17 protein-coding genes and 1 pseudogene are annotated in these 21,475 nt (G+C 58.9%); 12 read left to right on the plus strand and 6 right to left on the minus strand.

Annotated features, from left to right (window positions below):
* Positions 1–2: 2 nt before the first annotated feature.
* The gene (locus tag ACMXYH_RS18355; protein ID WP_415764402.1) at positions 3–5,330 is read right to left on the minus strand and encodes a dermonecrotic toxin domain-containing protein; all 5,328 of its coding nucleotides are present in this window, start codon (positions 5,328–5,330) and stop codon (positions 3–5) included.
* Between the two features lie 151 nt (positions 5,331–5,481).
* Here ACMXYH_RS18355 and ACMXYH_RS18360 point away from each other — a divergent pair, with 151 nt between their 5' ends.
* A complete protein-coding gene (locus ACMXYH_RS18360) occupies positions 5,482–5,700 on the plus strand; it encodes a DUF2970 domain-containing protein (protein ID WP_129443632.1) in 219 nt (72 codons plus the stop codon).
* Here ACMXYH_RS18360 and ACMXYH_RS18365 read toward each other — a convergent pair.
* Positions 5,697–6,770 (minus strand): ABC transporter substrate-binding protein, encoded by a 1,074-nt coding sequence (locus ACMXYH_RS18365; RefSeq protein ID WP_129443630.1) that lies wholly within the window; start codon positions 6,768–6,770, stop codon positions 5,697–5,699. The two genes, ACMXYH_RS18360 and ACMXYH_RS18365, sit on opposite strands and share 4 nt — an antisense overlap.
* Before the next feature lie 525 nt (positions 6,771–7,295).
* Here ACMXYH_RS18365 and ACMXYH_RS18370 point away from each other — a divergent pair.
* Both ACMXYH_RS18370 and ACMXYH_RS18375 read left to right on the plus strand, forming a co-directional pair.
* Entirely contained in the window at positions 7,296–8,954 is a 1,659-nt protein-coding gene (locus ACMXYH_RS18370; RefSeq protein ID WP_347805507.1) for a nitrite/sulfite reductase, read from the plus strand.
* Positions 8,938–9,432, plus strand: coding sequence for a DUF934 domain-containing protein (locus ACMXYH_RS18375; protein ID WP_038982933.1), 495 nt, complete (start codon positions 8,938–8,940; stop codon positions 9,430–9,432). Before ACMXYH_RS18370 ends, ACMXYH_RS18375 begins: the two co-directional genes overlap by 17 nt.
* Before the next feature lie 83 nt (positions 9,433–9,515).
* On the opposite strand, the gene sohB is transcribed toward ACMXYH_RS18375, so the two are convergent.
* The gene (gene sohB, locus ACMXYH_RS18380) at positions 9,516–10,538 is read right to left on the minus strand and encodes a protease SohB (RefSeq protein ID WP_129443624.1); all 1,023 of its coding nucleotides are present in this window, start codon (positions 10,536–10,538) and stop codon (positions 9,516–9,518) included.
* Positions 10,539–10,741: 203 nt separating this feature from the next.
* On the opposite strand from sohB, the gene ACMXYH_RS18385 reads away from it, so the two are divergent.
* From ACMXYH_RS18385 to ACMXYH_RS18410, 6 genes are all read left to right on the plus strand, one after another.
* Positions 10,742–11,452 carry a histidine phosphatase family protein gene (locus ACMXYH_RS18385; RefSeq protein ID WP_150655639.1) on the plus strand — a complete coding sequence of 237 codons (711 nt, stop codon included), beginning with the start codon at positions 10,742–10,744 and terminating at the stop codon, positions 11,450–11,452.
* A 64-nt stretch (positions 11,453–11,516) separates the two neighbouring features.
* Positions 11,517–11,831 carry an SCP2 sterol-binding domain-containing protein gene (locus ACMXYH_RS18390; RefSeq protein WP_008154977.1) on the plus strand — a complete coding sequence of 105 codons (315 nt, stop codon included), beginning with the start codon at positions 11,517–11,519 and terminating at the stop codon, positions 11,829–11,831.
* 306 nt (positions 11,832–12,137) lie between these two features.
* Entirely contained in the window at positions 12,138–13,985 is a 1,848-nt protein-coding gene (locus tag ACMXYH_RS18395; protein WP_415767722.1) for an amidohydrolase, read from the plus strand.
* A gap of 248 nt (positions 13,986–14,233) precedes the next feature.
* Positions 14,234–15,097, plus strand: coding sequence for a LysR family transcriptional regulator (locus ACMXYH_RS18400; protein ID WP_134418225.1), 864 nt, complete (start codon positions 14,234–14,236; stop codon positions 15,095–15,097).
* A gap of 107 nt (positions 15,098–15,204) precedes the next feature.
* The gene (locus ACMXYH_RS18405; RefSeq protein ID WP_415764403.1) at positions 15,205–16,350 is read left to right on the plus strand and encodes an SRPBCC family protein; all 1,146 of its coding nucleotides are present in this window, start codon (positions 15,205–15,207) and stop codon (positions 16,348–16,350) included.
* Positions 16,347–17,435, plus strand: a complete 1,089-nt coding sequence (locus ACMXYH_RS18410) for an SMP-30/gluconolactonase/LRE family protein (RefSeq protein ID WP_415764404.1) — start codon at positions 16,347–16,349, stop codon at positions 17,433–17,435. Before ACMXYH_RS18405 ends, ACMXYH_RS18410 begins: the two co-directional genes overlap by 4 nt.
* Positions 17,436–17,526: 91 nt before the next feature.
* Here ACMXYH_RS18410 and ACMXYH_RS18415 read toward each other — a convergent pair whose 3' ends face one another.
* Both ACMXYH_RS18415 and ACMXYH_RS18420 read right to left on the minus strand, forming a co-directional pair.
* Positions 17,527–17,787, minus strand: coding sequence for a hypothetical protein (locus ACMXYH_RS18415; protein ID WP_415764405.1), 261 nt, complete (start codon positions 17,785–17,787; stop codon positions 17,527–17,529).
* Positions 17,788–17,898: 111 nt separating this feature from the next.
* Positions 17,899–18,141 (minus strand): hypothetical protein, encoded by a 243-nt coding sequence (locus ACMXYH_RS18420; RefSeq protein WP_348124847.1) that lies wholly within the window; start codon positions 18,139–18,141, stop codon positions 17,899–17,901.
* A 217-nt stretch (positions 18,142–18,358) separates the two neighbouring features.
* Here ACMXYH_RS18420 and ACMXYH_RS18425 point away from each other — a divergent pair, with 217 nt between their 5' ends.
* The gene (locus tag ACMXYH_RS18425; protein ID WP_415764406.1) at positions 18,359–18,880 is read left to right on the plus strand and encodes a DUF4142 domain-containing protein; all 522 of its coding nucleotides are present in this window, start codon (positions 18,359–18,361) and stop codon (positions 18,878–18,880) included.
* 51 nt (positions 18,881–18,931) lie between these two features.
* On the opposite strand, the gene ACMXYH_RS18430 is transcribed toward ACMXYH_RS18425, so the two are convergent.
* A complete protein-coding gene (locus ACMXYH_RS18430) occupies positions 18,932–19,120 on the minus strand; it encodes a hypothetical protein (RefSeq protein ID WP_129443610.1) in 189 nt (62 codons plus the stop codon).
* Between the two features lie 161 nt (positions 19,121–19,281).
* Between ACMXYH_RS18430 and ACMXYH_RS18435 the strand changes: the two are divergent.
* Together ACMXYH_RS18435 and ACMXYH_RS18440 are read left to right on the plus strand one after the other, a co-directional pair.
* A pseudogene (locus ACMXYH_RS18435) lies at positions 19,282–19,431 on the plus strand (ATP-binding protein); the annotation flags it as partial.
* Positions 19,432–19,468: 37 nt separating this feature from the next.
* Positions 19,469–21,412, plus strand: a complete 1,944-nt coding sequence (locus ACMXYH_RS18440) for a response regulator (protein ID WP_415764407.1) — start codon at positions 19,469–19,471, stop codon at positions 21,410–21,412.
* The last annotated feature ends 63 nt before the right edge of the window (positions 21,413–21,475 follow it).

A 21,475-nucleotide genomic window follows, 5' to 3' on the forward strand; every position in this document is an offset into this window, starting at 1 on the left:
CGTCAATGCCTGATGTTGTCTGTCCCATTTGGCCAATTGCTCATACAGGGGCCAGCGCCGCCATGGCGTAACGTCAGTTCATCAATCATCTGTATCGCCTCGGCGCCTGGCAGATCCGGGTCAAGCCTTTGCAAGCGGGCTTGCGGGGTCAAGCGTGTCAGGTCATTGCCAGGTACAACGGGCAGCGGCAGTAACAAGTCCGGATTTTGCGCGACCAGAACCGGAAAATACTCTGGTTCACCCATGGTAATGCCCGCCTGCAAGCTGGCTCTGGAGATACCCATGGGATTTTCGGAAGAAGTACTCGCCAGCAAATCGGTGCGGGCCTTGGCCGTCAACCGACAGCCAATCATATCGATCCTTAGAGCGTCATGGCCGGTCAGGGCAGCCTCAGGAATCGTCGTGATCGCGCTGTTGTTCAACTCGAGCCTGCCGAGGCCGGACAAGTCCAACGCACCTTTTGGCCAGTCTTTAATGGCGGTATGCCCCACACGCAGGGTCTTCAAGCGGGTCATGGCGCTGACATCCAGCGAATCGAGCCGGTTATAGCGCAAGTCCAGGCTTTCAAGGGCAGACAACCGGTTCAAGCGTTGCTGCATACTCGGGGTAATTGTCAGGTGATTTCGGCTCAGCTGCAGATCACTGAGTTTTCCGAGGTTGCCCAATGCCGACGGAAGATCCTGCAGTTGATTGCCACTCAGATCCAACCCGCGAATGTCGGTGAAGCCACTCAAAAAACGACTGAAATCCTCGGATGAGGCCACCACACCCGACATTTGCAGGGTTTGCACATGGGCAAAATTCGTTGCTGACAGCGCTGGCAGTTCAGGCAGATCGCCCAGCGCCCAGCCGGACAAATCAAGATTCGATGAAATGATTTGTCGCGGCATGACAGGCCATGGCCGCACCGTTGAAGGTCCGGCCTGAGGTTGCGAAGATTGTGCCTCCTCCGTACCGCCATAGCGTTTACGCAGACCATCACGCCAACACTCACGGATTCGCCGGGCAATGAATTCTCGTTCCCGAATGTTGACTTGCCGGCCATTGGCTCTTGGTGTTCGCTGTTGCCACGCCTCCAGTTGCTGTCGCAATGCCTGTCCATCCTGGCGCAGTGCATTGATCCGTGCCAGCAACGCCCGCCCTGCAAACCCCTCAGCCTTCATTCGCCCAAGGGCAATCTTCGAAAGCTCGTCGCTTGTCTCCAGGGCGCTGTGTAGCGTGCCTTGGCAATAACGATCCAGCATTTGCCCGGCATCCTGCAAATGCGCAGGATTGTCGTGCACATACTCGTATGCCTTCACGAAGTCCTCAGTGCTCAGCCTGGCCCAGTTGAGTTTCATGCCAGGCCACAGTGATTCATGACCGGATAGCCATTCAGGGGGAAGTGTCTTGACGTTTGAGTGGGTGAGATCCAGCGACCGGAGCTGCGGCAATTGCAGAGCGCCCTTCGGCCAGACCTCTGTCGTCCCGTACACACTCAACGAATGCAGTTGAGTCAGGCGACTGACATCCAGCTCGTCCGCCATGCCGATCACATCCAGTCGTTGCAGTTGTGGCATGGCGTCTATCAACGATTGGGCAGTTTCGGTGAATTGCGGACCAAGCGGCCCTGTCATCCGCAGTTCACGAATACTCGGCAGTGCCTTTAGCCTCTCGGTCAGTTGAAACCTATCGACGCCATCCGGGATCCCCAACGTTAGCGACCGGGCGTTGGGGAACTGGCGCACAAAGGCTTGCGGTGTCTGACTCAATACTCCACCAACGCTCATATTCAGACGACTTACATGAGGAAAGTTGCCGGCCAGTTCCGGCAAGCTGTCTGCAGCGCCCACATCCAGATAAACACTGGCATTGCCATCGTAAATACCCCTCTGCTGCCAGACGTCTTTAATGTTTTGTGCGACTTGATGGCGGACCGTATTCGCGCCGCCGCTGCGTACCCATTGTTCGAGCTGCGCCGTCAGTGCCTCGTATTCCCGGGCCCGCATGTTCAGGAGATTGACGATCTGCGTTTCGGTCATGCCATCCAGCGCAAGCTGGATGACCATTGATTCCGCCAACTTATCGGAGAAGTTCGGATAGACATCCCGCAACCTGGAGACCAACGAGGGATTCACCATTGCTCCGGCACCTCGCCCGCTCAATGGGTAGCCGACCCTGCCGTCGGCCAGTCGCACCGGCGGACGGAATCGTGGCGTGGCGGCGTTGGGCACGAGGGTTTCCATCATCTGGTCACGGTGGCCCATGGCATAAGTGGTCAATGTCTTTTGTAACTTGGTATCCTGCGCCACATTGGGCATGCCCAACTGAGTGCGGACGTCGTCCGGCAACGCATGCATGACCGAAGAGAAAAAGTTGTCGCCTTCTTTCGGCACGCTGTTCAACGAGTTTTTTTGCTGGTCGAAGGCCTGGAACTGGTTGGCTTGATGAGGTTGATAGCCGTCCTTGACCAGGTATTTGACTTGCTCGGCCGTCTCGCTACCGATGCTGTCGAGCAGTTTTCCCCCGCAATCGCCCTGACGAACTTCCAGGCGCAGGTTTTTCGGCCAGCCGGGGAGTTTTTCCAGGCTGTGCAGCGCCAGGCGCCGGCTGTCGGATGACGCCATGCTCTCCAGCTGCAATCCGGCCAGGGCCTTGTTCAGCCGAGTAACCCGGGCGCGCACACGCCCCTTGAGCAACAGACTGCTCGGGAGTCGGCCGGTTTGTTTGATGTGCAGCCGCTCCTTGGCTGTGGCATTGGCCAGGACTTCTTGCGCCGCGTCCGTCGATAGACTGGGGAAAGTACGTTGCAGCGCCTGAATTTCACGCGATGTTGCCTTGGAGTCCTGGCTGAGTTTGTCGAACAATGAGGTTTTGTTGCCCGAAAGCCGGGCACCAAGCTGTTGTCGGAAAACCGCTTCACGCTCTGCCTCGACCCGCGCACCTTCACCCCCCAGCAAGCGAACGATTTCTTCCTCATCCAGTGCCGCAAGTACTCGTTCGGGCAATTTCCCGGCAGACACATCCTCACGGGAAATCCTGATGTTCGGTTTCACGGGTGTCGACGCCTCACCGTAGCGGGACGAAGCACCGCTCAGGCTTGCATTGTCGAACACGTCGATCACCCGCCCCTGCGGCCAACGCGGCATATTGATCACTTGCGGCAAGACCGCGTTGTAGCGGCTGTCCGGCACCGGCTGATCGAGACGAATCCGTTCAATCATGTCATTGAGCTGACGTTCGATCTGAAACTGCCGCAACGTGTCGGATAACGCTGATGGCAAGCGCAGGTTATCCGTATGGATCTTGCGCAGCACGCCATCGTTAACGCCGCTGATATCGGCGATTGTCTCCAGCGTCGCCGCGTCAATACCGTCGGTGACCGGCCCAAGACGTCGTAACAAGGTGGCACGATCCCACTCCAGCGGGCGCTCGAAACGATGACGCCACGCGCCCTCACCATTGTGTTCAAGAACGGGGGAGTAAGCGTCCGGGGCCGTCGGGTGTTTGAGACGCCATTTGTTCAGCGTGGGGTCGAAGGTTTTTTCGTAGACGTTCCCTTCGAGCCTGATATAGGTCTTGCCGCCCACTTCATACTGCCCAAGCGTGTCGGGCTTGAGCCCCGCCGGCAAGACCCTGTCGCTCAGGTAAGGCGTCAAGCCAGGCCGCCACAACTGTTCGCTGCCAAACGGCAATTTGACCTTGACCAGGCCATCGACGATGGGTGTGGACAGCACTTTCGGCGCTTTACTGGCAACCGCGCCGACAGCCGCCATGAATGCGATGTTCACGGCCACTGACTTCAAATAGCTCCAGGCCTGATCCGTGTCCCCGATGCTCCAGGCTTCAACCCCGTGATAAATGTCTGTGGTCAGTTGCACAGCCATCACGGCCATCATTACCTCGCCCAGGCCGGGCACAAAAAATGCGGCCACGTTGAGTATGTTCAGTCCCCACTCGGCATAGCGGGCGAGTCGTTCATACCAGGCGTCATGATCGACCTTGGCCGTCGGCACCGCCAGTTGCTCGGCAGTCTCCTTGAGGCGCGTCTGGTGCCGCGTGTACAGCTCGCCGAACAGCTGCGTGTCAAAAAATTCTTCACTGATATCAAGAGCCGGCTCGTCCCGGTAAACATTTTCGTAGATTCCGTCCATGTGCCCCAAGAGGGTCTGTTTACGGTAAGGGAAATCCGGGTTCCATTTGAGCGTTTGCAGAGCCGTCTTGATCTTGCCGAGGAACTTGCCCGCATCACCGTGGGGGATGAGCCTGAGGAAAGAGCGCTGGTAATTCACATCGCGCAGCCTGTAGCTCAGGTCATTTTCAAAGGCCTTGAGCGAGGCATATTCCATGACCGGCGCCACCGGATCACCCGGAATACAGACGATGATCCGCGAGTCCTGGTAACCCAGTACGTCAAACAGGTTTACACCGAGATTGGTCCAGCTGAAGTTGACCTTTTTACCTTTGCGCCGGCTTGCGCCAATGACAAACAGCTCACTGACAGGCGACCCCAGCACATGTAACTGACTGAAAGTGACGCGCTCACCGTCCAGTGCTGCCGATTGGTCGCCGTTGAGCACGGCCAGCAATGTGCTGTAGGCCGATGGCGTGATCAGCGATTTGAGGCGGGCGATATGGGCATGCACCCGCAGACTGTCCTTCCACGCGTCGACCGTTTGGGTACGCACGGTGGCCGCCCTGTCCGCGGCGTCAAACATCGCCGTCAGGTGTTCCTGATACTGCTTGCCGATATCCAGTTCACGGCATAGCGAGGCGAAATCGGCGGGTTTTATCGGTAGCTTCTTGATCCTGTAGCGCGTTGAAGGGCCCTTTTCCGGATAGTCCCAACCGTAAGGTCCTCCTTGAGTTTCCAGATAGGCAGCCCGTATACCTCGTTCAGCAATGACGTCACCTTCATCAAACGCCTGGTCTTCTTCAAAATTGCGCAGTGCCAATTGCAGCAGGGTCTGGCGAGTGATCAGCGAGCCTGCAAAGGGCTCGTAGAGCCAGGTCTGCGCAACATCAACTTTCAACCCGAACTTTTTTTGCAACGCCGCTTCGAGCAACGGTTGCGCGAATTCGGTGACCCCTTTGAGCCCGGCGAGTGTTTTGGCCAGGGTTTCGTTGGAGGTTCGACTGCGCTTCTGGTCGTCCCGTACAGTTTGCCGTTGGTCGCTGGGGGCCTTCTGAAACCAGTCCGGCATGGCATTTTCGGCCAGGCCTCCTGGTGTTCTCGCCCGATCCAGGGCCCGGATGTTTGCCGGGGTCAGGTGGCGTATCCGATGGTGCAGCTTTTTTTTGATGAAATGGTTGTGAAGGCCCTTTTCCTGGGCCGATGGGATTCCACTCATGTGGCAATACCTGATGCTGTAAATGAAGCACCAGTCAATCAGCAGGTTTGCCGTACAGGGCGGTACATATTTATACCGGGTAGCGCCAGCGCCGATCTTCTTTCCGTGGGTTGTCTATGCTTGTCTTACTCAAACGGGAGACTAGGGGTTTATGGACGATCCAGGCGACAACAAGCCGCCCACTTTCTGGCAGATGCTGCACAGCGTCATAGCGGCAGCGTTCGGGGTGCAGAGCGGGAAGAACCGGGCGCGGGACTTCACTCACGGCAAGCCCAGTCATTTCGTGATTCTGGGGATTTTGTTCACCGCGGTGTTCGCATTGACGCTGTATGGCATCGTGCAACTGGTGGTGCACCTGGCCGGGGTTTAGCGCATCAAGGTTTGCAGGTTGAACGGATAGCGATACGACGTCGGCCGGCCCTTGGCTGAAAGACGGCGGAAGTTCACGCCGTAATCCGGTGATTCTCCCATGGCCAGCAATCGCTTGGCCTGGGCCTTGTCGATCAGTTGCAACAACGGGATTCGCCGGTCTCGGCCGCCGTAATGGGTGAGATCCACGCCCTGCTCAAGATCATGTAACTCCACCAGCGCCCAGCCGCCCAATGTGAAGTGCCCGCCCAACAGCACGCTGATGCGTCCGTCGACCGTCGCCTGCAACGCCGCCGGCGAGGTGTTGACCGCACTGAACAACGCATCCTTGCCGGGTAGCCCACCCGCCTCCGAGTACGCCTGCATGGCGCCAAACGCCATTTCGTCATTGGCTGACCACACCAGCGAGACCTTCGGGTAACGCTTGAACAGCAGTTTGGCCTGTTCATACGCCCGTTCCCGGGTCCAGCCACTGTAAACCAGTTGGCGCAAGTGCACTTCCGGGTGTTCGGCCAAGGCCCGCATCATGCCTTGCTCGCGCAGTTGCGCCGAAGGGGTGATCTTCAGGCCGGAAAACGCCAGCAACTCGATGACCTGACCGGGCGCCGCGGGCGGATGCTGGCGAATCAGTTCCTTGAGCATCAGGTAGCCACCCTCCTCGTCGTTGGGCACCAGGCTGCCCAAGCGCTCAGGGCGCTCACCCAGCAGGCTCATTTGATTGGCCGTCAGGGACGCGTTGACCATAAACAGCTTCACCCCGCTGCCCTGGGCCAGGCGAATGATCTGTGGGGCGACGTACTGTTCGTTGACGAAAACCAGATAGTCCGGACGCTCGGGGCCTTGCAGCGCCTGACGGGCTTGCGCCAGCGTGAGCTCCGGCATGCGCCGGGAATAGAGAATTCGCAGATCAATGCCCAGATCCGTGGCTGCCGCCTGCATGAATTGCGAGTAACTGACCCAGAAGGCTTCCTGAGTGGCTCCGGGATTCAGGAACAACACCGATTCCGCGCGCACACCGGGTCCATAAACCGCGCCGCACATCAGCAGGAATGAGTAGAAAAACTTCAACATTGATCGTCCGAGCCCCCCGGCAATTCGCCGCGCATTATAGCCAGCGAAGTCCCGGAAAACGGCGTTTATTCGGGTTATTGTCCGACAATCGTCGGAATGGGGCCCGGACGGGGTCGGTTATTGATGGCTGACCCAAAATACCGCTGTGCTCACGACCAGGATGATCAGGAACAGAATGGCCCAAGCATCGACCGTGCTATCGGGTTTTGACGTTTTGGTAGGGTTGCTCATTGCATCGCCTCTTGTCGGTTTTATCGGTGATTGCATAAAGACTCGAGCACAGTTAAGACGATGATTGCCCGCACCACAAATGTGGGTTTTACCTCATTGGCCTTCATTAGTCGTTTTGGTTCTTTACATATACTCAAACATCACTTTTGCGCATAACTGCAAACTGGTATCTTGCCCCGGCTCCGTTGGGAGTGCGCGGCCGTGCGCGCAGAATTGCCGAGGCAGTATCGGAGACTTCAGCTAGCGAAAAACGCAACTGGATCCGACCGGCCCAAGCCTGAGAACAGGACTTATATGTACGTATACGACGAGTACGATCAGCGGATCATCGAGGACCGCGTCAAGCAGTTCCGTGATCAGACCCGACGCTATCTGGCAGGCGAGCTGAGCGAAGAAGAATTCCGCCCTCTGCGCCTGCAAAATGGCCTTTATATCCAGCGCTTCGCGCCGATGTTGCGGGTGGCGGTGCCTTACGGCCAACTGACTTCGCGCCAGACGCGAATGATGGCCAGGATTGCCCGTGACTTCGACAAGGGCTATGCCCACATCAGCACCCGGCAGAACGTACAGTTCAACTGGCCGGCGCTGGAAGACATCCCGGACATCCTTGCAGAGCTGGCGACCGTGCAAATGCACGCTATCCAGACCAGCGGCAACTGCTTGCGCAACGTCACCACTGACCAGTTCGCCGGTGTCGCTGCCGACGAGCTGATCGATCCGCGCCCGTGGTGCGAGATCGTCCGCCAATGGACCACGTTCCACCCTGAATTCGCTTACTTGCCGCGCAAGTTCAAGATCGCCATCAACGGTTCGACTTCCGACCGTGCGGCCATCGAAGTCCATGACATCGGCCTTGAGCCGGTGCACAACGCTGCTGGCGAGCTGGGCTTCCGTGTGCTGGTGGGTGGTGGTCTCGGCCGTACCCCGGTGGTGGGCGCGTTCATCAATGAATTCCTGCCGTGGCAAGACCTGTTGAGCTACCTCGACGCCATCCTGCGGGTCTACAACCGCTACGGCCGTCGTGACAACAAGTACAAGGCGCGGATCAAGATTCTGGTCAAGGCTTTGACCCCTGAAGTCTTCGCGCAAAAAGTCGATGCGGAAATGGAACACCTTCGCGGTGGCCAGACCACGCTGACCGAAGCCGAAGTGCATCGTGTGGCCAAACACTTCGTCGACCCCGAGTACAAGGCTCTGGACAACCAGACCCTGGCGTTGGCCGAACTCGATAAAGAACACCCGGGCTTCGCGCGCTGGCGCACCCGCAATACCCTGGCTCACAAGAAGCCCGGTTATGTAGCCGTGACCCTGTCCCTGAAGCCGACCGGCGTTGCACCGGGCGACATCACCGACAAGCAGCTCGACGCCGTTGCCGACCTCGCCGACCGTTACAGCTTCGGTCAGTTGCGCACCTCCCACGAGCAGAACATCATTCTGGCCGACGTTGAGCAGACTCAACTGTTCGCGATGTGGGGCGAGTTGCGCGAACAGGGTTTCGCCACGCCGAACATCGGCTTGCTGACCGACATCATCTGCTGCCCGGGCGGCGACTTCTGCTCCCTGGCCAACGCCAAGTCGATCCCGATCGCCGAGTCGATCCAGCGTCGCTTCGAAGACCTGGATTACCTGTTCGATATCGGCGAACTGGACCTGAACATCTCCGGCTGCATGAACGCCTGTGGTCACCACCACGTCGGCCACATCGGCATCCTCGGGGTGGACAAGAAAGGCGAAGAGTTCTATCAGGTGTCCCTCGGTGGCAGCGCCAGTCGCGATGCGAGCCTGGGCAAGATCCTCGGCCCATCCTTCGCCCAGGAAGCCATGCCTGATGTGATTGAAAAGCTGATCGACGTGTACATCGAACAACGTACCGAAGACGAGCGTTTCATCGACACCTATCAGCGTATTGGCATCGACCTCTTCAAGGAGCGCGTCTATGCAGCGAATAATTAAGAACAACGAAGTCGTCGACGAAACCTGGCACTTGCTGCCCAAGGACTTCAACATCGACGAGATCAGCAACTGCGACGACCTGATCGTCCCGTTGCAACTGTGGCGCGAACACAGCCGCATGCTCAAGGCCCGCGATGGCGGCCTGGGCGTATGGCTGGATGCCGATGAAGAAGCGGAAGAAATCGGTGACGACGTGGAAAATTTCCAGGTGATCGCCCTGAATTTCCCAGCCTTCACTGATGGCCGCAACTACTCCAACGCCCGCCTGCTGCGTGACCGTTACGGGTTCAAAGGTGAACTGCGGGCAATCGGCGATGTGCTGCGCGACCAGCTGTTCTACCTGCACCGCTGCGGTTTCGACGCCTTTGCGATTCGCGCCGATAAAGACCCCTATGAAGCCCTGGAAGGTCTCAAGGACTTCTCGGTGACCTATCAAGCTGCTACCGACGAACCGCTGCCGCTGTTCCGTCGCCGCTAAGTACGCGTAAAACAAAAAGCCCTGAATCGGAAATCCGGTTCAGGGCTTTTTTGTGTCCGGCGTAAACGATTACACGACGGTGCTTACCAGAAGCGTTGCTGGGTCAACCGGCTCCACCAGCTCAGCAGCACACGATCGACCGAGCCGCTGGCCGCCATGCCGATGCGTTCCTGCAGGCTTTTACGTTCGGCGTAGTGCAAGTGGTACAGCTCGGACTTCTTGGCACGTTCGGCGAGGTATTCATCGCTGGTTTTCAGCTCGTCCACCAGTTGTTTATCCAGCGCCGCGATGCCGAGCCAGATTTCACCGGTGGCCACTTCGTCGATGGCCAATTGTGGGCGATAGCGGGAAACGAAGTTCTTGAACAACTGGTGAGTGATGTCCAGGTCTTCCTGGAACTTCTCACGGCCCTTCTCGGTGTTTTCGCCAAACACCGTCAGGGTGCGCTTGTACTCGCCCGCGGTCAGCACTTCGAAGTCGATGTCGTGTTTTTTCAGCAGGCGGTTGACGTTAGGCAGCTGCGCCACGACACCGATCGAGCCGAGGATCGCGAACGGCGCGCTGATGATCTTCTCGCCGATGCACGCCATCATGTAGCCGCCGCTGGCCGCGACCTTGTCGATGCACACGGTCAACGGCACACCGGCATCACGGATACGCGCCAGTTGCGAGGACGCCAGGCCGTAGCTGTGAACCATGCCACCGCCGCTTTCCAGACGCAGCACCACTTCATCCTTGGGCGTGGCGAGGGTCAGCAGCGCGGTGATTTCATGGCGCAGGCTTTCAGTGGCCGAGGCCTTGATGTCGCCGTCGAAATCCAGCACGAACACCCGTGGCTTGGCCTCGGTTTTCTTCTTTTGCTTTTTCTCGGTTTTAGCTTCGACCTTGCGCAAGGCCTTGAGCTGGTCCTTGTCGAGCAAAGTTTGCTCCAGGCGTTCGCGCAGCCCTTTGTAGAAATCATTGAGTTTGCTGACTTGCAACTGGCCGACCGACTTGCGTCGACCTTTGCTGCGCAACGCCGCGAAACTGGCCAGGACCACCAGAATGGCGATCACCAGTGTCACGGTCTTAGCCAGAAAAACTGCGTACTCCGCAAAAAACTCCACAGGGACTCCTTTAATACGATGCGCTGCAAAAATGCGCGCGGGATACCTCCAGCATACCCATGCGCCGCCCCGGCGACCAGCCGTGAAACCTCTGGCAACAGCCCTGTAACGGGCATTTCAAACAAGCGTATGTTTTTTCATTGACAGCTCACCCTCATCCTCATAACCTCGCCGAACCTTCAACGTACCGGGATGACGCGGACGTGGGCAGTATCTATTTGATTCGACATGGCCAGGCCTCCTTTGGTGCAGACGACTATGACGTCCTGTCGCCGACCGGTATTCGCCAGGCAGAAGTCCTCGGCCAGCACCTCGCCGAGCTGGGCATCAGCTTCGATCGCTGCCTCTCGGGCGATCTGCGCCGCCAGCAGCACACGGCCAACAGCGCACTGGAACAGTTCGCTGCGGCAGGCTTGCCGGTTCCCGTCCTGGAAATCGATTCCGCTTTCAATGAGTTCGACGCCGACGCGGTGATCCGCGCGCTGCTGCCGGCCATGTTACCGGACGAACCCGAAGCGCTGCACATCCTGCGCAATGCCGCGCAAAATCGCGGCGAGTTCCAGCGCATCTTCGCCCTGATTATCGAACGCTGGCTCGCCGGCACCTATGACACACCGGGCCTGGAAAGCTGGCTGGGGTTTGTCGAACGGGTGCAGGCCGGTCTGCAGCGAATCCTCGAAAGCGCCGACAACACCCAGAAAATCGCCGTGTTCACCTCCGGCGGCACTATCACGGCCCTGCTCCACCTCATTACGCAAATGCCTGCCAGGCAGGCGTTTGAACTGAACTGGCAAATCGTCAACACCTCGCTCAACCTGCTGAAGTTTCGCGGTCGCGAGGTGGCTCTGTCTTCTTTCAACAGTCATGCGCACCTGCAACTGTTGAAGACCCCGGAACTCATCACGTTTCGCTGAGTCCGGACTATTGTGACCCTGGCTGTATTCACCCAGCTCTAATTACCCAAGAAAGGATCGAACCATGACCTCCGTAGCTGATGCCGTACAAGCAATGAAAGCCAAGTTCAACCCAGCCGCTGCTGCCGGTCTGGACCTGGTATTCGGTTTCCGCATCGACGACACCAAGAACTTCTCGCTGATCGTCAAGGACAGCACCTGCGAGCTCCAGGAAGGCGAAAACCCGGACGCCCAGGTGACTCTGGTCATGGACGGCGAAACCCTGGAAGGCATCGTCAGCGGCGAAACTGACGGCATGCAAGCCTTCATGGGCGGCAAACTGCGCGCCGAAGGCGACATGATGCTGGCCATGAAACTGTCCGAGCTGTTCCCGGCCTAAGCGCGCCGCTCCCGACCTTCGGGGGCACGCCTGGCTGCAAACGAATCCCGCCCTCGTGGCGGGATTCGTCGTTTTTCGCCATTGGAAAACGGCTACCTGTGGATTTGCCGTCTATATTCCTTCTGGCCGCATGCGTCAGACATCGGCTGTTTGCCCTCGCTTTTTTATGAAGATACTTTGCGCGGAGCACTGCCCATGAGCCCACCTGACGACCACGACGGATTTAACCGCCGACGTGTACTGCAAGGCCTTTCGGCAGGCGCCGTCGGTGCCTGGATCAGCCCGCTAATCGCAGGGAGTAAAACCATGCCCGACACCCCCGCCGACCTCATCTTGTACAACGGACGCCTGCACACCGTCGATCGCAAAAAACCTCAGGCCAGCGCCGTCGCGATCAAGGACGGACGCTTTGTGGTGGTCGGCAGCGATGCCCAGGCCATGGCCCTGCAAGGTCCCGGCAGCCAAATTATCGACCTGCACGGTCGCACGGTGATTCCCGGTCTCAACGACTCGCACCTGCACCTGATCCGTGGTGGCCTCAACTACAACCTCGAACTGCGCTGGGAAGGCGTCCCTTCACTGGTCGACGCGCTACGCATGCTCAAGGATCAGGCAGACCGCACACCCACGCCGCAATGGGTGCGAGTGGTCGGTGGCTGGAACGAATTCCAGTTCGCCGAAAAACGCCTGCCGACGATTGATGAACTGAACAAGGCCGCGCCGGATACCCCGGTGTTCGTCCTGCACCTCTATGACCGTGCCCTGCTCAACCGCGCGGCATTGAAAGTGGTCGGTTATACGCGTGACACACCGAACCCGCCGGGTGGCGAAATCCAGCGCGATGCCAATGGCGACCCGACGGGCATGCTGATCGCCCGCCCCAACGCGATGATTCTCTACTCAACCCTGGCCAAGGGACCGAAACTGCCGCTGGAATACCAGGTCAACTCCACCCGCCAATTCATGCGCGAACTCAATCGCCTGGGTGTCACCAGCGCCATCGACGCCGGCGGCGGTTATCAAAATTATCCAGACGACTATCAAGTCATCCAGCAATTGGCCAAGGACCAACAGCTCACGGTGCGCATTGCCTACAACCTGTTCACGCAAAAACCCAAGGAAGAACTGACCGACTTCAAAAACTGGACCAGCACCTCCCACTACGGTCAGGGCGACGATTTTCTACGGCACAACGGTGCCGGGGAAATGCTGGTGTTCTCGGCGGCCGACTTCGAAGACTTCCTCGAGCCCCGCCCCGACCTGCCGCAAACCATGGAGCAGGAACTGGAACCGGTGGTCCGCCATCTGGTTGAGCAGCGCTGGCCGTTCCGATTGCACGCCACGTACAACGAATCCATCAGCCGCATGCTCGACGTATTCGAGAAGGTCAATCGCGACATTCCGTTCGACGGTTTGCCGTGGTTTTTCGACCACGCCGAAACCATCACCCCGCAGAACATCGAACGGGTCAAAGCCTTGGGTGGCGGCATCGCGATCCAGGACCGCATGGCATTCCAGGGCGAATACTTCGTCGACCGTTACGGCGCCAAGGCTGCCGAAGCCACGCCGCCCATCGCTCGTATGCTGGCCGAAGGCATTCCAGTCGGCGCTGGCACCGATGCCACGCGCGTCTCCAGCTACAACCCCTGGACTTCGCTGTACTGGCTGATCAGCGGCCGTACCGTCGGTGGTCTGGCGCTGTACCCGCAAGGTTTGAGCCGCGATACCGCGCTGGAACTCTTCACCCACGGCAGCGCCTGGTTTTCCTCCGAGCAAGGCAAAAAAGGCCAGATCAAGGTCGGGCAACTGGCGGACCTGATTGCGCTGTCGGCGGACTACTTCCACATCGAGGATGAAGCGGTCAAATGGATCGAATCGGTACTGACCATCGTCGACGGCAAGATCGTCCACGGCAGCGTCGAGTTTGAAAAACTCGGGCCGCCTCCAGTCCCCGTGGTGCCTGAATGGTCGCCAGTCGCCAAAGTACCGGGTCATTGGAAACCCCTGGCGCCGCTGACCGCGCAGGTTCATCAATGTGTCGGGGCTTGCGCGGTGCATGCCCATCGCCATGAACGGGCGCGGCTGTCCTCGGCACCTGTCAGTGATTTCGCCGGTTTCTGGGGGGCCTTTGGTTGTTCGTGTTTTGCGTTTTGAAATGAGCCGCTAAAAGACCGCAGCCTGCGGCAGCTCCTCGATCCGGGTAGCAGCTGCCGAAGGCTGCGTTCGGCTCGTGCCGCGTTCGGACGCAGCAGTCGTGAATCCTGCTGCACGGTCTTCCTGACACACCGCATGTGCCGACTTTACGGCTGCTACGCAGCCGAACGCAGGCTTCGCCAGCTGGTACATGAACTGATCCGGCGGTATCCGTTTACAATGCCTGCACTTCCCGCACCGGCCGCCCCATGGACATCGATCTCGCCCGCACCTTTCTGGAAATCGTCCGCCACGGCAGCCTTGCCGCAGCCGCCGAAAAACTCCACGTCACCCAGACCGCGATCACTGCGCGCGTACAGAAACTCGAAAGCCAGCTAGGCAGTACGTTGTTCGTGCGCAACCGCGCCGGTGCGCGCCTGACACCTAACGGTGAAGCCTTCGTGGTCTACGCCAATCAACTGGTCGAAACCTGGGAAGCGGCGCGACGGGACTTGCCGTTGCCCGAGGGTTACCGCGACGTGTTGCACATCGGTGGCGAAGTCAGTCTGTGCAACCCGCTGATGCTCAGCTGGGCCGGCGCGCTGCGCGAGAAGATCCCCAGCCACGCCCTGCGCATGGAAATTCGTGACGGTGAAAACCTGCTGCGCCAACTGGAACTGGGGGTTCTGGATGCGGCGCTGGTTTACCAGCCCGAGTATTGGCCACGCCTGCAAGTCGAACAGGTGCTGGAAGAAAAACTGGTCCTCATCCGTCTAGCCGCAAGACCCGATCCCTACGTGTACATCGACTGGGGCCCGGACTTCCGCCGTCAACACGATGCGGCCCTGCCCGAAAAAGCCAAAGCCGCGCTGAGCTTCAACCTCGGCCCACTGGGTTTGCAGTACATTCTGGAAAACGGAGGCAGCGGCTACTTCCGCACCCGGGTGGTCCAGAGTTATCTGCAAAGCGGTGTGCTGGAGCAAGTGCCCAAAGCCCCGGAATTCAGCTACCCGACTTATCTGGTTTACTCCCGCGACCGCGACTCGGCGACCCTGCAACAAGCCTTCGACCTGCTACGCGAAGTGATCAACTCCGACGATGACTGGTCGCAACGCTGGAACCCGCTGACCTGAATCCGGTTTGCACCGGCCCATGGCATTTGTGACCTCACGGTTCGGCCCGCCTGAAACGCCGGGATCGTCTAATCTGCTGGAGATAACAATAACTACAGGTGATTGCAGTGAGGCAGACCACCGAAGCATTCCGCGCCCGCTACCGCGCTGCTATTCATCCGCTCTACAACCCATGGCTGCACGGCGCTTTTGTGCTGCTGTTCGGGTTGCTGGCCATCGGCGGATTCTGGAGCACCGTGCACCAGGTTCAGCCACTGGAATGGCTGGCGATGCCGTTGACGTTGTTGTTCTTCAACTTCGGCGTGTACATGGTCCATCGGCACTTGGGGCATCATAAAAAAAACTTCGCGCGAATGTTCTACGCACGCCATGCCGGCGACCATCACAGCTTTTTCGCCCCTGCCCACATGACCTACGACAGTGCCCGGGACTGGCGGGTGATTCTGTTTCCAGCCTGGCTGATCGTGCTGCACACGGTCGTCATCACCCTGCCCGTCTGGTGGCTGCTTGAGCAGTTCGATGCCAACGTCGCCGGGTTGTTCGGCGGCTGTCTGGTCCTTGGTTACCTGACCTATGAAGTGTTCCATGCCTGCGAGCACCTGCCACCGGAGAACCCCTTCACACGCTTGCCGTGGATCCGCCAGATGCGCCGCCTGCATGAACTGCATCACCGTCGTGAGCTGATGCAGGAACGCAATTTCAATATTGTTTTTCCGCTGATGGACTACTTGTTCGGCACCCTCTATTGGGAACCGGAGCCGACGGACCTGCACCCGACGAGAAAGACCATGACCCGCATGCAGCATCAGATCGATATTGCTGGAGACCCGATTGACGTGCTCGCCTACGCCAGCACCGTGACCCGTTGGCCGGAGTGGCATCCGTCGTCCCTCAAGGTCGATGGCCAGGGCGGTCCGCTGCATGCCGGGGGGCGGTTCGAGGAAGACATCAAGGCGGGGGGGCGTGAGGGACACTTGCACTGGGAGGTTAAAGAATACCTGCCTGGACGTCGCTGGAGTGCCTGGGCCCATGACGATCACGGGTTGTCTTTAGTAGTGACTTACGAGTGTGAGGCCCTGAGCCACGGCACACGCTTTGTGCGCACTCTGGAGTACCAGTTCAGCGGCCTGGCGATGCGCATTGCCAATCGACTGCTGCTCAAGCGCCGCATCGATCGTGAGTCGGCAGCTTCGATGTTGGCATTGCGCGAGATGGCGCAAAAACAGTTGGCCCCGGCAGGAGTCATCGCGTGAGTCGAACCGTCAAGTTTCGCCATGTGCTGTTGCTGGTGATCGTCGCCATCGGCGCCTTTCTGCTGCTGATGCCGACCAAGGTTCAACCGGTGGCCTGGACACCGCCACCGGTGCCCTCCCTCACCAGCGGCATCTACGCCGACAATCAGCGCCTCAAAGGTGTGGAGCGCGTCGGCGCCGCTGATATCGATGGACCGGAAGCGTTGCTGCTGGAGGGAGACGTCCTCATCACGGGTTTGAATGACGGCCGATTGATCCGTACCAGCCTCGACGGCAAGGTCACCAAGGTTCTGGCCGATACAGGCGGCAGACCCTTGGGCCTGGCCCGTCATCCCAACGGTCTGCTGGTGATTGCCGACGGGGTCAAGGGCTTGCTGTCACTGGATGCCCAGGGCCGATTGATTCCATTGACCACGGCGGCCAACGGCGTGCCCTTCGGTTTCACCGACGACGTGGCGATCGACAAATCCGGGCACTACGCCTATTTCAGTGATGCCTCCAGTCGCTTTGGCTACGGCAGTGACGGCGAAGCGATCATCGAGCACGGCGGCGATGGCCGCTTGCTGCGTTATGACTTCCAGACCGGCAAGACCGCGGTCCTGTTGGATAAGCTGGAATTCGCCAACGGCGTGACGCTGGGACCGGACGATGCCTTTGTGTTGGTCAACGAAACGGGCGCCTATCGCATCAGTCGTTACTGGTTGAGCGGGCCGAAAGCCGGCACCCGTGATCTATTCATCGACAACCTGCCAGGGTTCCCGGACAACCTCGCGTTCAATGGTCGCGACCGTTTCTGGGTGGCGCTTTATGCACCGCGCAACGCACTACTCGATGCCACCGCGCCGCATCCCTTCGTGCGCAAGATGATCGTGCGGGCCATGACTGTCCTGCCTAAACCGGTGGAGAAACGCGCCTTCGCGCTGGGCCTGGATCTGGACGGTAAAGTGATCGCCAACTTGCAGGACGGTAGCCGCGACAACTACTCGCCGATCACGACCGTTCGCGAGTATGGGGATTGGTTGTATTTCGGGTCGTTGAAGGCGAAAAACATGGCGCGAATGCCGTTGAGTACTGCGCTGCAGTAAAAATCAAAAGATCGCAGCCTGCGGCAGCTCCTACAGGTGTACGCGGAATCAATGTAGGAGCTGCCGAAGGCTGCGATCTTTTGATCTTGGTTTAGCGGGGATCCACCTCACCATCGCGCACCGCATTATCCGTTTCCTCAAGCACCCTTTCCGGGTCCATGGCGGTGGTTTCATCCTCGTCCAGCGGGCGCGCGCCTTCACTGTCGGGCAGTTCGTCGATGCCCGGCTCGTCTTCGGGATTGACGGTGGTGCGTCCCGGACTCAAAGGCTCGGGATGTGTCGGGATGGGATCGTAGCCACCCTGCTCTTCGCTGGGGAACTTTTCTTTACCGGGGATGAGTGGTTCGGTCATGTGGCACCTCGCATGGAGCCGTAAATTCGGACCCTGAACATTCGAGGTGCCGGTATTTATCGCCGTTCCACTTTTTCTGGTCACCGATCGTCGGTGACCAGAAAGGGCGCGTCAGGACGGCGTCTGGAGCCGATCAACGATCTTTTGCTTAACCTGCACGCGCTTCTCCTTGAGTTTCTTCAGTGCGTCATCGCTGGGCGCATCCGATTGGGCGGTTTCAGCCTTTACGACCTCGGCGTCCGCCTGTGAATACTTGTTGATCAATGAATCCAGTAACGGATCCTTGGTGCGTTTTTGCTGGATATCTTCCTTTGAAAGTTTGAGATCCTGATAAAGGTCGTGTGGCACCGGCATGGAACACCTCCGTTTGTTGATCGGAGGCAAACGCGATCAATGGCGTTCACCAACTATCAGAATGGCCTTGGTTAGCGGGTTCTGTCGACCGCCTATCAGACCAGCGGTGCCCGTTCGTCGCCCTGCCGCAAACGCAATAAAACCTTTGCCCACTCGTCAGCCTCCACAGATTAACGATCACTCGATCGCCCATGAAAACCTGTGTGGAGAATAACCAATGGACGGATTTACCCTGCGCCACCTCACGTTTGCCATTGCCTTGAGTACCAGCATGGGCACGGCTTTCGCTGCCACTTCCAATGACTTCGTCGACGGCGCGGCCGCGAGCAATATCGCGGAAGTCGAAACGAGCCGATTGGCCCTGGAAAAAAGTTCATCGGCGGACATCAAGAAATTCGCCAACATGATGATCACCGACCATTCCAAGGCCAACGATGAACTGGCGGCGCTGGCGAAAAAAAATGACATCGAGGTGCCGGACAACACCACGCTGGTCAAGCAGGCGAAAGAGAAAATCCTCGACATGCGTGATGAATCTTTCGATACGGCGTACGCCAACAATCAGGTGAAGGCTCACGAAGACACCGTCGAGCTATTCAAGAAAGAAGCCAATACGGTGACAGACGACAAAACCAAAGGCGCCACGGACCTGAAAGGTTTCGCGCAAAAAATGCTGCCGGCGCTGGAGAAGCATCTGGATATGGCGAAAAAACTCCAGGCTGCTCATCCGGACAAATAACCCTCCCACAAAAAGGCCGCACCGTTTGATGCGGCCGTTTTCAATGCCTGCCTAGCCGCCATCGGTGTCGATGTCAGCATCGGTGTCATCCCCGGGTTTGGGCCGGTCGGGATTCGGCTTGAAACCCGGGCTGAACTCATTGTCGTTATCGGTGTGGAGTTGCTTCTGGTCGACCGCTTTGTCTGCGCTTTCCGGTTCGGCGGTTTTCGCCTCTTCCTCAAGATCACTGTCATCTTGCATAAGTACCTCGTTCATCACTGCATGTGCGCGGCTGAAACAGTCGGGCCTTGAAGATTCGAAGCCGCCCGGGGGACAGGGTTCCATCGCAAGGCCGAATCAAAATCAAAAGATCGCAGCCTTCGGCAGCTCCTACTGGAGTCCATGTGCGCCGGGGCCTGCCTATTACGCCCGACAAATCCCGCGGCCTGGCCTCCCACCCCGGCATCGGCGGCGGCCAATATCGAAAGGCGCAATCCTTTGACTATGCTCAAGTGAACGGACACTTATTGATCATGTACAGCGACGGCCTCCAGCCCCGTTGGAACCTGCAAAGCTGAACCCCGCTGGCTATCGCCATGGAGCCCGTCGATGAAGCGTGACATCCGTTTGCTGATCGTCGACGACAACATCGCCACGCGGGACGCCCTGCGCCGTCGCCTGGAGCGTCACGGCTATGAAGTGCTCGAAGCCGGCACCGGCACCGAGGGCCTGGAGCTGATCGACAGCGTGGCGATCGACGCGCTGATCCTCGACGTCAATCTGCCGGACATGAGCGGCTTCGACATCGTGCGCAAACTGCGCGCCGAACCCGCCACGGCCCTGCTCCCGGTGATTCACGTCTCGGCAGCCTCGATCCAGACCGGCGACATCATTACTGGCCTGGACGCGGGTGCCGATGCCTACCTGATCCACCCGGCGGACCCGGATGTGCTGCTCGCGACCTTGCGCACCTTGCTGCGGGTGCGTGAAACCGAAAATGCCCTGCGCGAAAGCGAGGCGCGGTTTCGGGAAATCTTTGTCAATGTCTCGGCGCCCATCGCGGTGCTGGATGCCGAGTTGAAGGTGCATGAATGCAACCATGCCTTCGCGCAGCTGATTCAGGACAACCTCAACCCGGACACCCTGCGCGAGTGCTTTGCCGAGGATCAGGACGTCGTCATCGAGGAACTGCGTCTGCGTCTGGCCTATGGCGAACGTTGGAAAGGCACGCTGAGCATGCGGGTCCACGGCGAGGCTCGCGAAACCGAGTGGCAGATTTCGCCGTACCGCACACCGGAACTGAGCCTGGTGTTTGTCGAGGATGTCACTGAACACCGGCACCGCGAACGCTCGCACCTGGCCCGGCTTGACGACGCCACCACCCAGTTGGCCAAAGAAGTCGCCGAGCGAGCGCGAACCGAAGCTCAGCTGCTGCAAGTGCAGAAAATGGATGCACTGGGCAAGCTGACCGGGGGCATCGCCCACGACTTCAATAACTTGCTGACCGGCATCATCACCAGCCTGGAATTGATTCAGAAACGTATCGCCGCCTCACGCACCGACAAGGTTCAGTTTTACGCCGAAGCCGCCTTGAACTCGGCCATGAGTGCCGCGTCCCTGACCCATCGCCTGCTTGCCTTCGCGCGCCAACAGCCACTCGATACCCGGCCCGTGGACATCAACGAGCACGTGCGTTCCCTTGAAGAATTGCTGGTGCGCACCATCGGCGAGCGCATTACCTTGAAACTCGAATTGACCTCTAAAGCCGCCATCGCCCTGGTCGACCCCATTCAGCTTGAAAGCGCGATGCTCAATCTGGTGATCAACGCTCGCGATGCCTTGCCCCAAGGCGGCAACATTTGGGTCAGCACCTATGCCGCCTATTCCCATGGCGATCCCAATCTGGCCGATGGTGCGTATGTCGCGTTGTCTGTGCGCGATGACGGCACCGGTATCGAACACAGCGTGATCGACAAGGTGTTCGACCCGTTTTTCACCACCAAGTCTCTGGGCCAGGGCACGGGGCTGGGGTTGTCGACCCTCTACGGTTTCGCCCGGCAATCGGGTGGCGATGCACACATCCGCAGCGTCGCCCAGCGCGGCACCGAAGTCACCATCATGCTGCCGGCCAGCTCTGACCCCACCGCCTGCGAAGCCGAGTCAGCCACCGTCGATCTTCAGGGTGCCGGCGAACATGTATTGATCGTCGAGGACACGCCGTCGGTGCGCATGTTTGTGGCCGAAGTGTTGGTGGATGCCGGTTACCGTTGCACGCAGGTGGGCGACATCGAAGGTGCCCTCGATCGCCTGCAAAACGATGAGTCTATCGACCTGCTGCTGACGGACGTCGGACTACCGCGCATGAGCGGCCGCGAGCTGGCCGATGTGGCACGGGGCTGGCGCGAAAAACTGCCGATCCTGTTCATGACCGGTTACGCCGAAACCGCAATCAACCGTCAGGTGTTCCTCGGCGATGGCATGGAGATGCTGATCAAGCCGTTCCAGATCAATGAACTGCTGAACAAGGTGCGGCGCACGCTCGACAGCGTTTAAGATCAAAAGATCGCAGCCTGCGGCAGCTCCTACAAAGTATCGGCGTACACCTGGAGCTGCCGA

It is taken from the genome of Pseudomonas frigoris, from assembly GCF_047758635.1.
Taxonomy (GTDB): Bacteria; Pseudomonadota; Gammaproteobacteria; order Pseudomonadales; family Pseudomonadaceae; genus Aquipseudomonas; species Aquipseudomonas frigoris.

Excerpts from the sequence above, each read along its gene's own strand:
- ACMXYH_RS18420 (WP_348124847.1), bottom strand. The coding sequence starts at position 18,141 with ATGCCGGTGCCACACGACCTTTATCAGGATCTCAAACTTTCAAAGGAA.
- ACMXYH_RS18430 (WP_129443610.1), bottom strand. The coding sequence starts at position 19,120 with ATGCAAGATGACAGTGATCTTGAGGAAGAGGCGAAAACCGCCGAACCG.
- ACMXYH_RS18395 (WP_415767722.1), top strand. The coding sequence starts at position 12,138 with ATGCCCGACACCCCCGCCGACCTCATCTTGTACAACGGACGCCTGCAC.
- ACMXYH_RS18390 (WP_008154977.1), top strand. The coding sequence starts at position 11,517 with ATGACCTCCGTAGCTGATGCCGTACAAGCAATGAAAGCCAAGTTCAAC.
- ACMXYH_RS18365 (WP_129443630.1), bottom strand. The coding sequence starts at position 6,770 with ATGTTGAAGTTTTTCTACTCATTCCTGCTGATGTGCGGCGCGGTTTAT.
- ACMXYH_RS18425 (WP_415764406.1), top strand. The coding sequence starts at position 18,359 with ATGGACGGATTTACCCTGCGCCACCTCACGTTTGCCATTGCCTTGAGT.
- ACMXYH_RS18360 (WP_129443632.1), top strand. The coding sequence starts at position 5,482 with ATGGACGATCCAGGCGACAACAAGCCGCCCACTTTCTGGCAGATGCTG.
- ACMXYH_RS18375 (WP_038982933.1), top strand. The coding sequence starts at position 8,938 with ATGCAGCGAATAATTAAGAACAACGAAGTCGTCGACGAAACCTGGCAC.
- ACMXYH_RS18370 (WP_347805507.1), top strand. The coding sequence starts at position 7,296 with ATGTACGTATACGACGAGTACGATCAGCGGATCATCGAGGACCGCGTC.
- ACMXYH_RS18415 (WP_415764405.1), bottom strand. The coding sequence starts at position 17,787 with ATGACCGAACCACTCATCCCCGGTAAAGAAAAGTTCCCCAGCGAAGAG.
- ACMXYH_RS18440 (WP_415764407.1), top strand. The coding sequence starts at position 19,469 with ATGAAGCGTGACATCCGTTTGCTGATCGTCGACGACAACATCGCCACG.
- ACMXYH_RS18400 (WP_134418225.1), top strand. The coding sequence starts at position 14,234 with ATGGACATCGATCTCGCCCGCACCTTTCTGGAAATCGTCCGCCACGGC.
- ACMXYH_RS18355 (WP_415764402.1), bottom strand. The coding sequence starts at position 5,330 with ATGAGTGGAATCCCATCGGCCCAGGAAAAGGGCCTTCACAACCATTTC.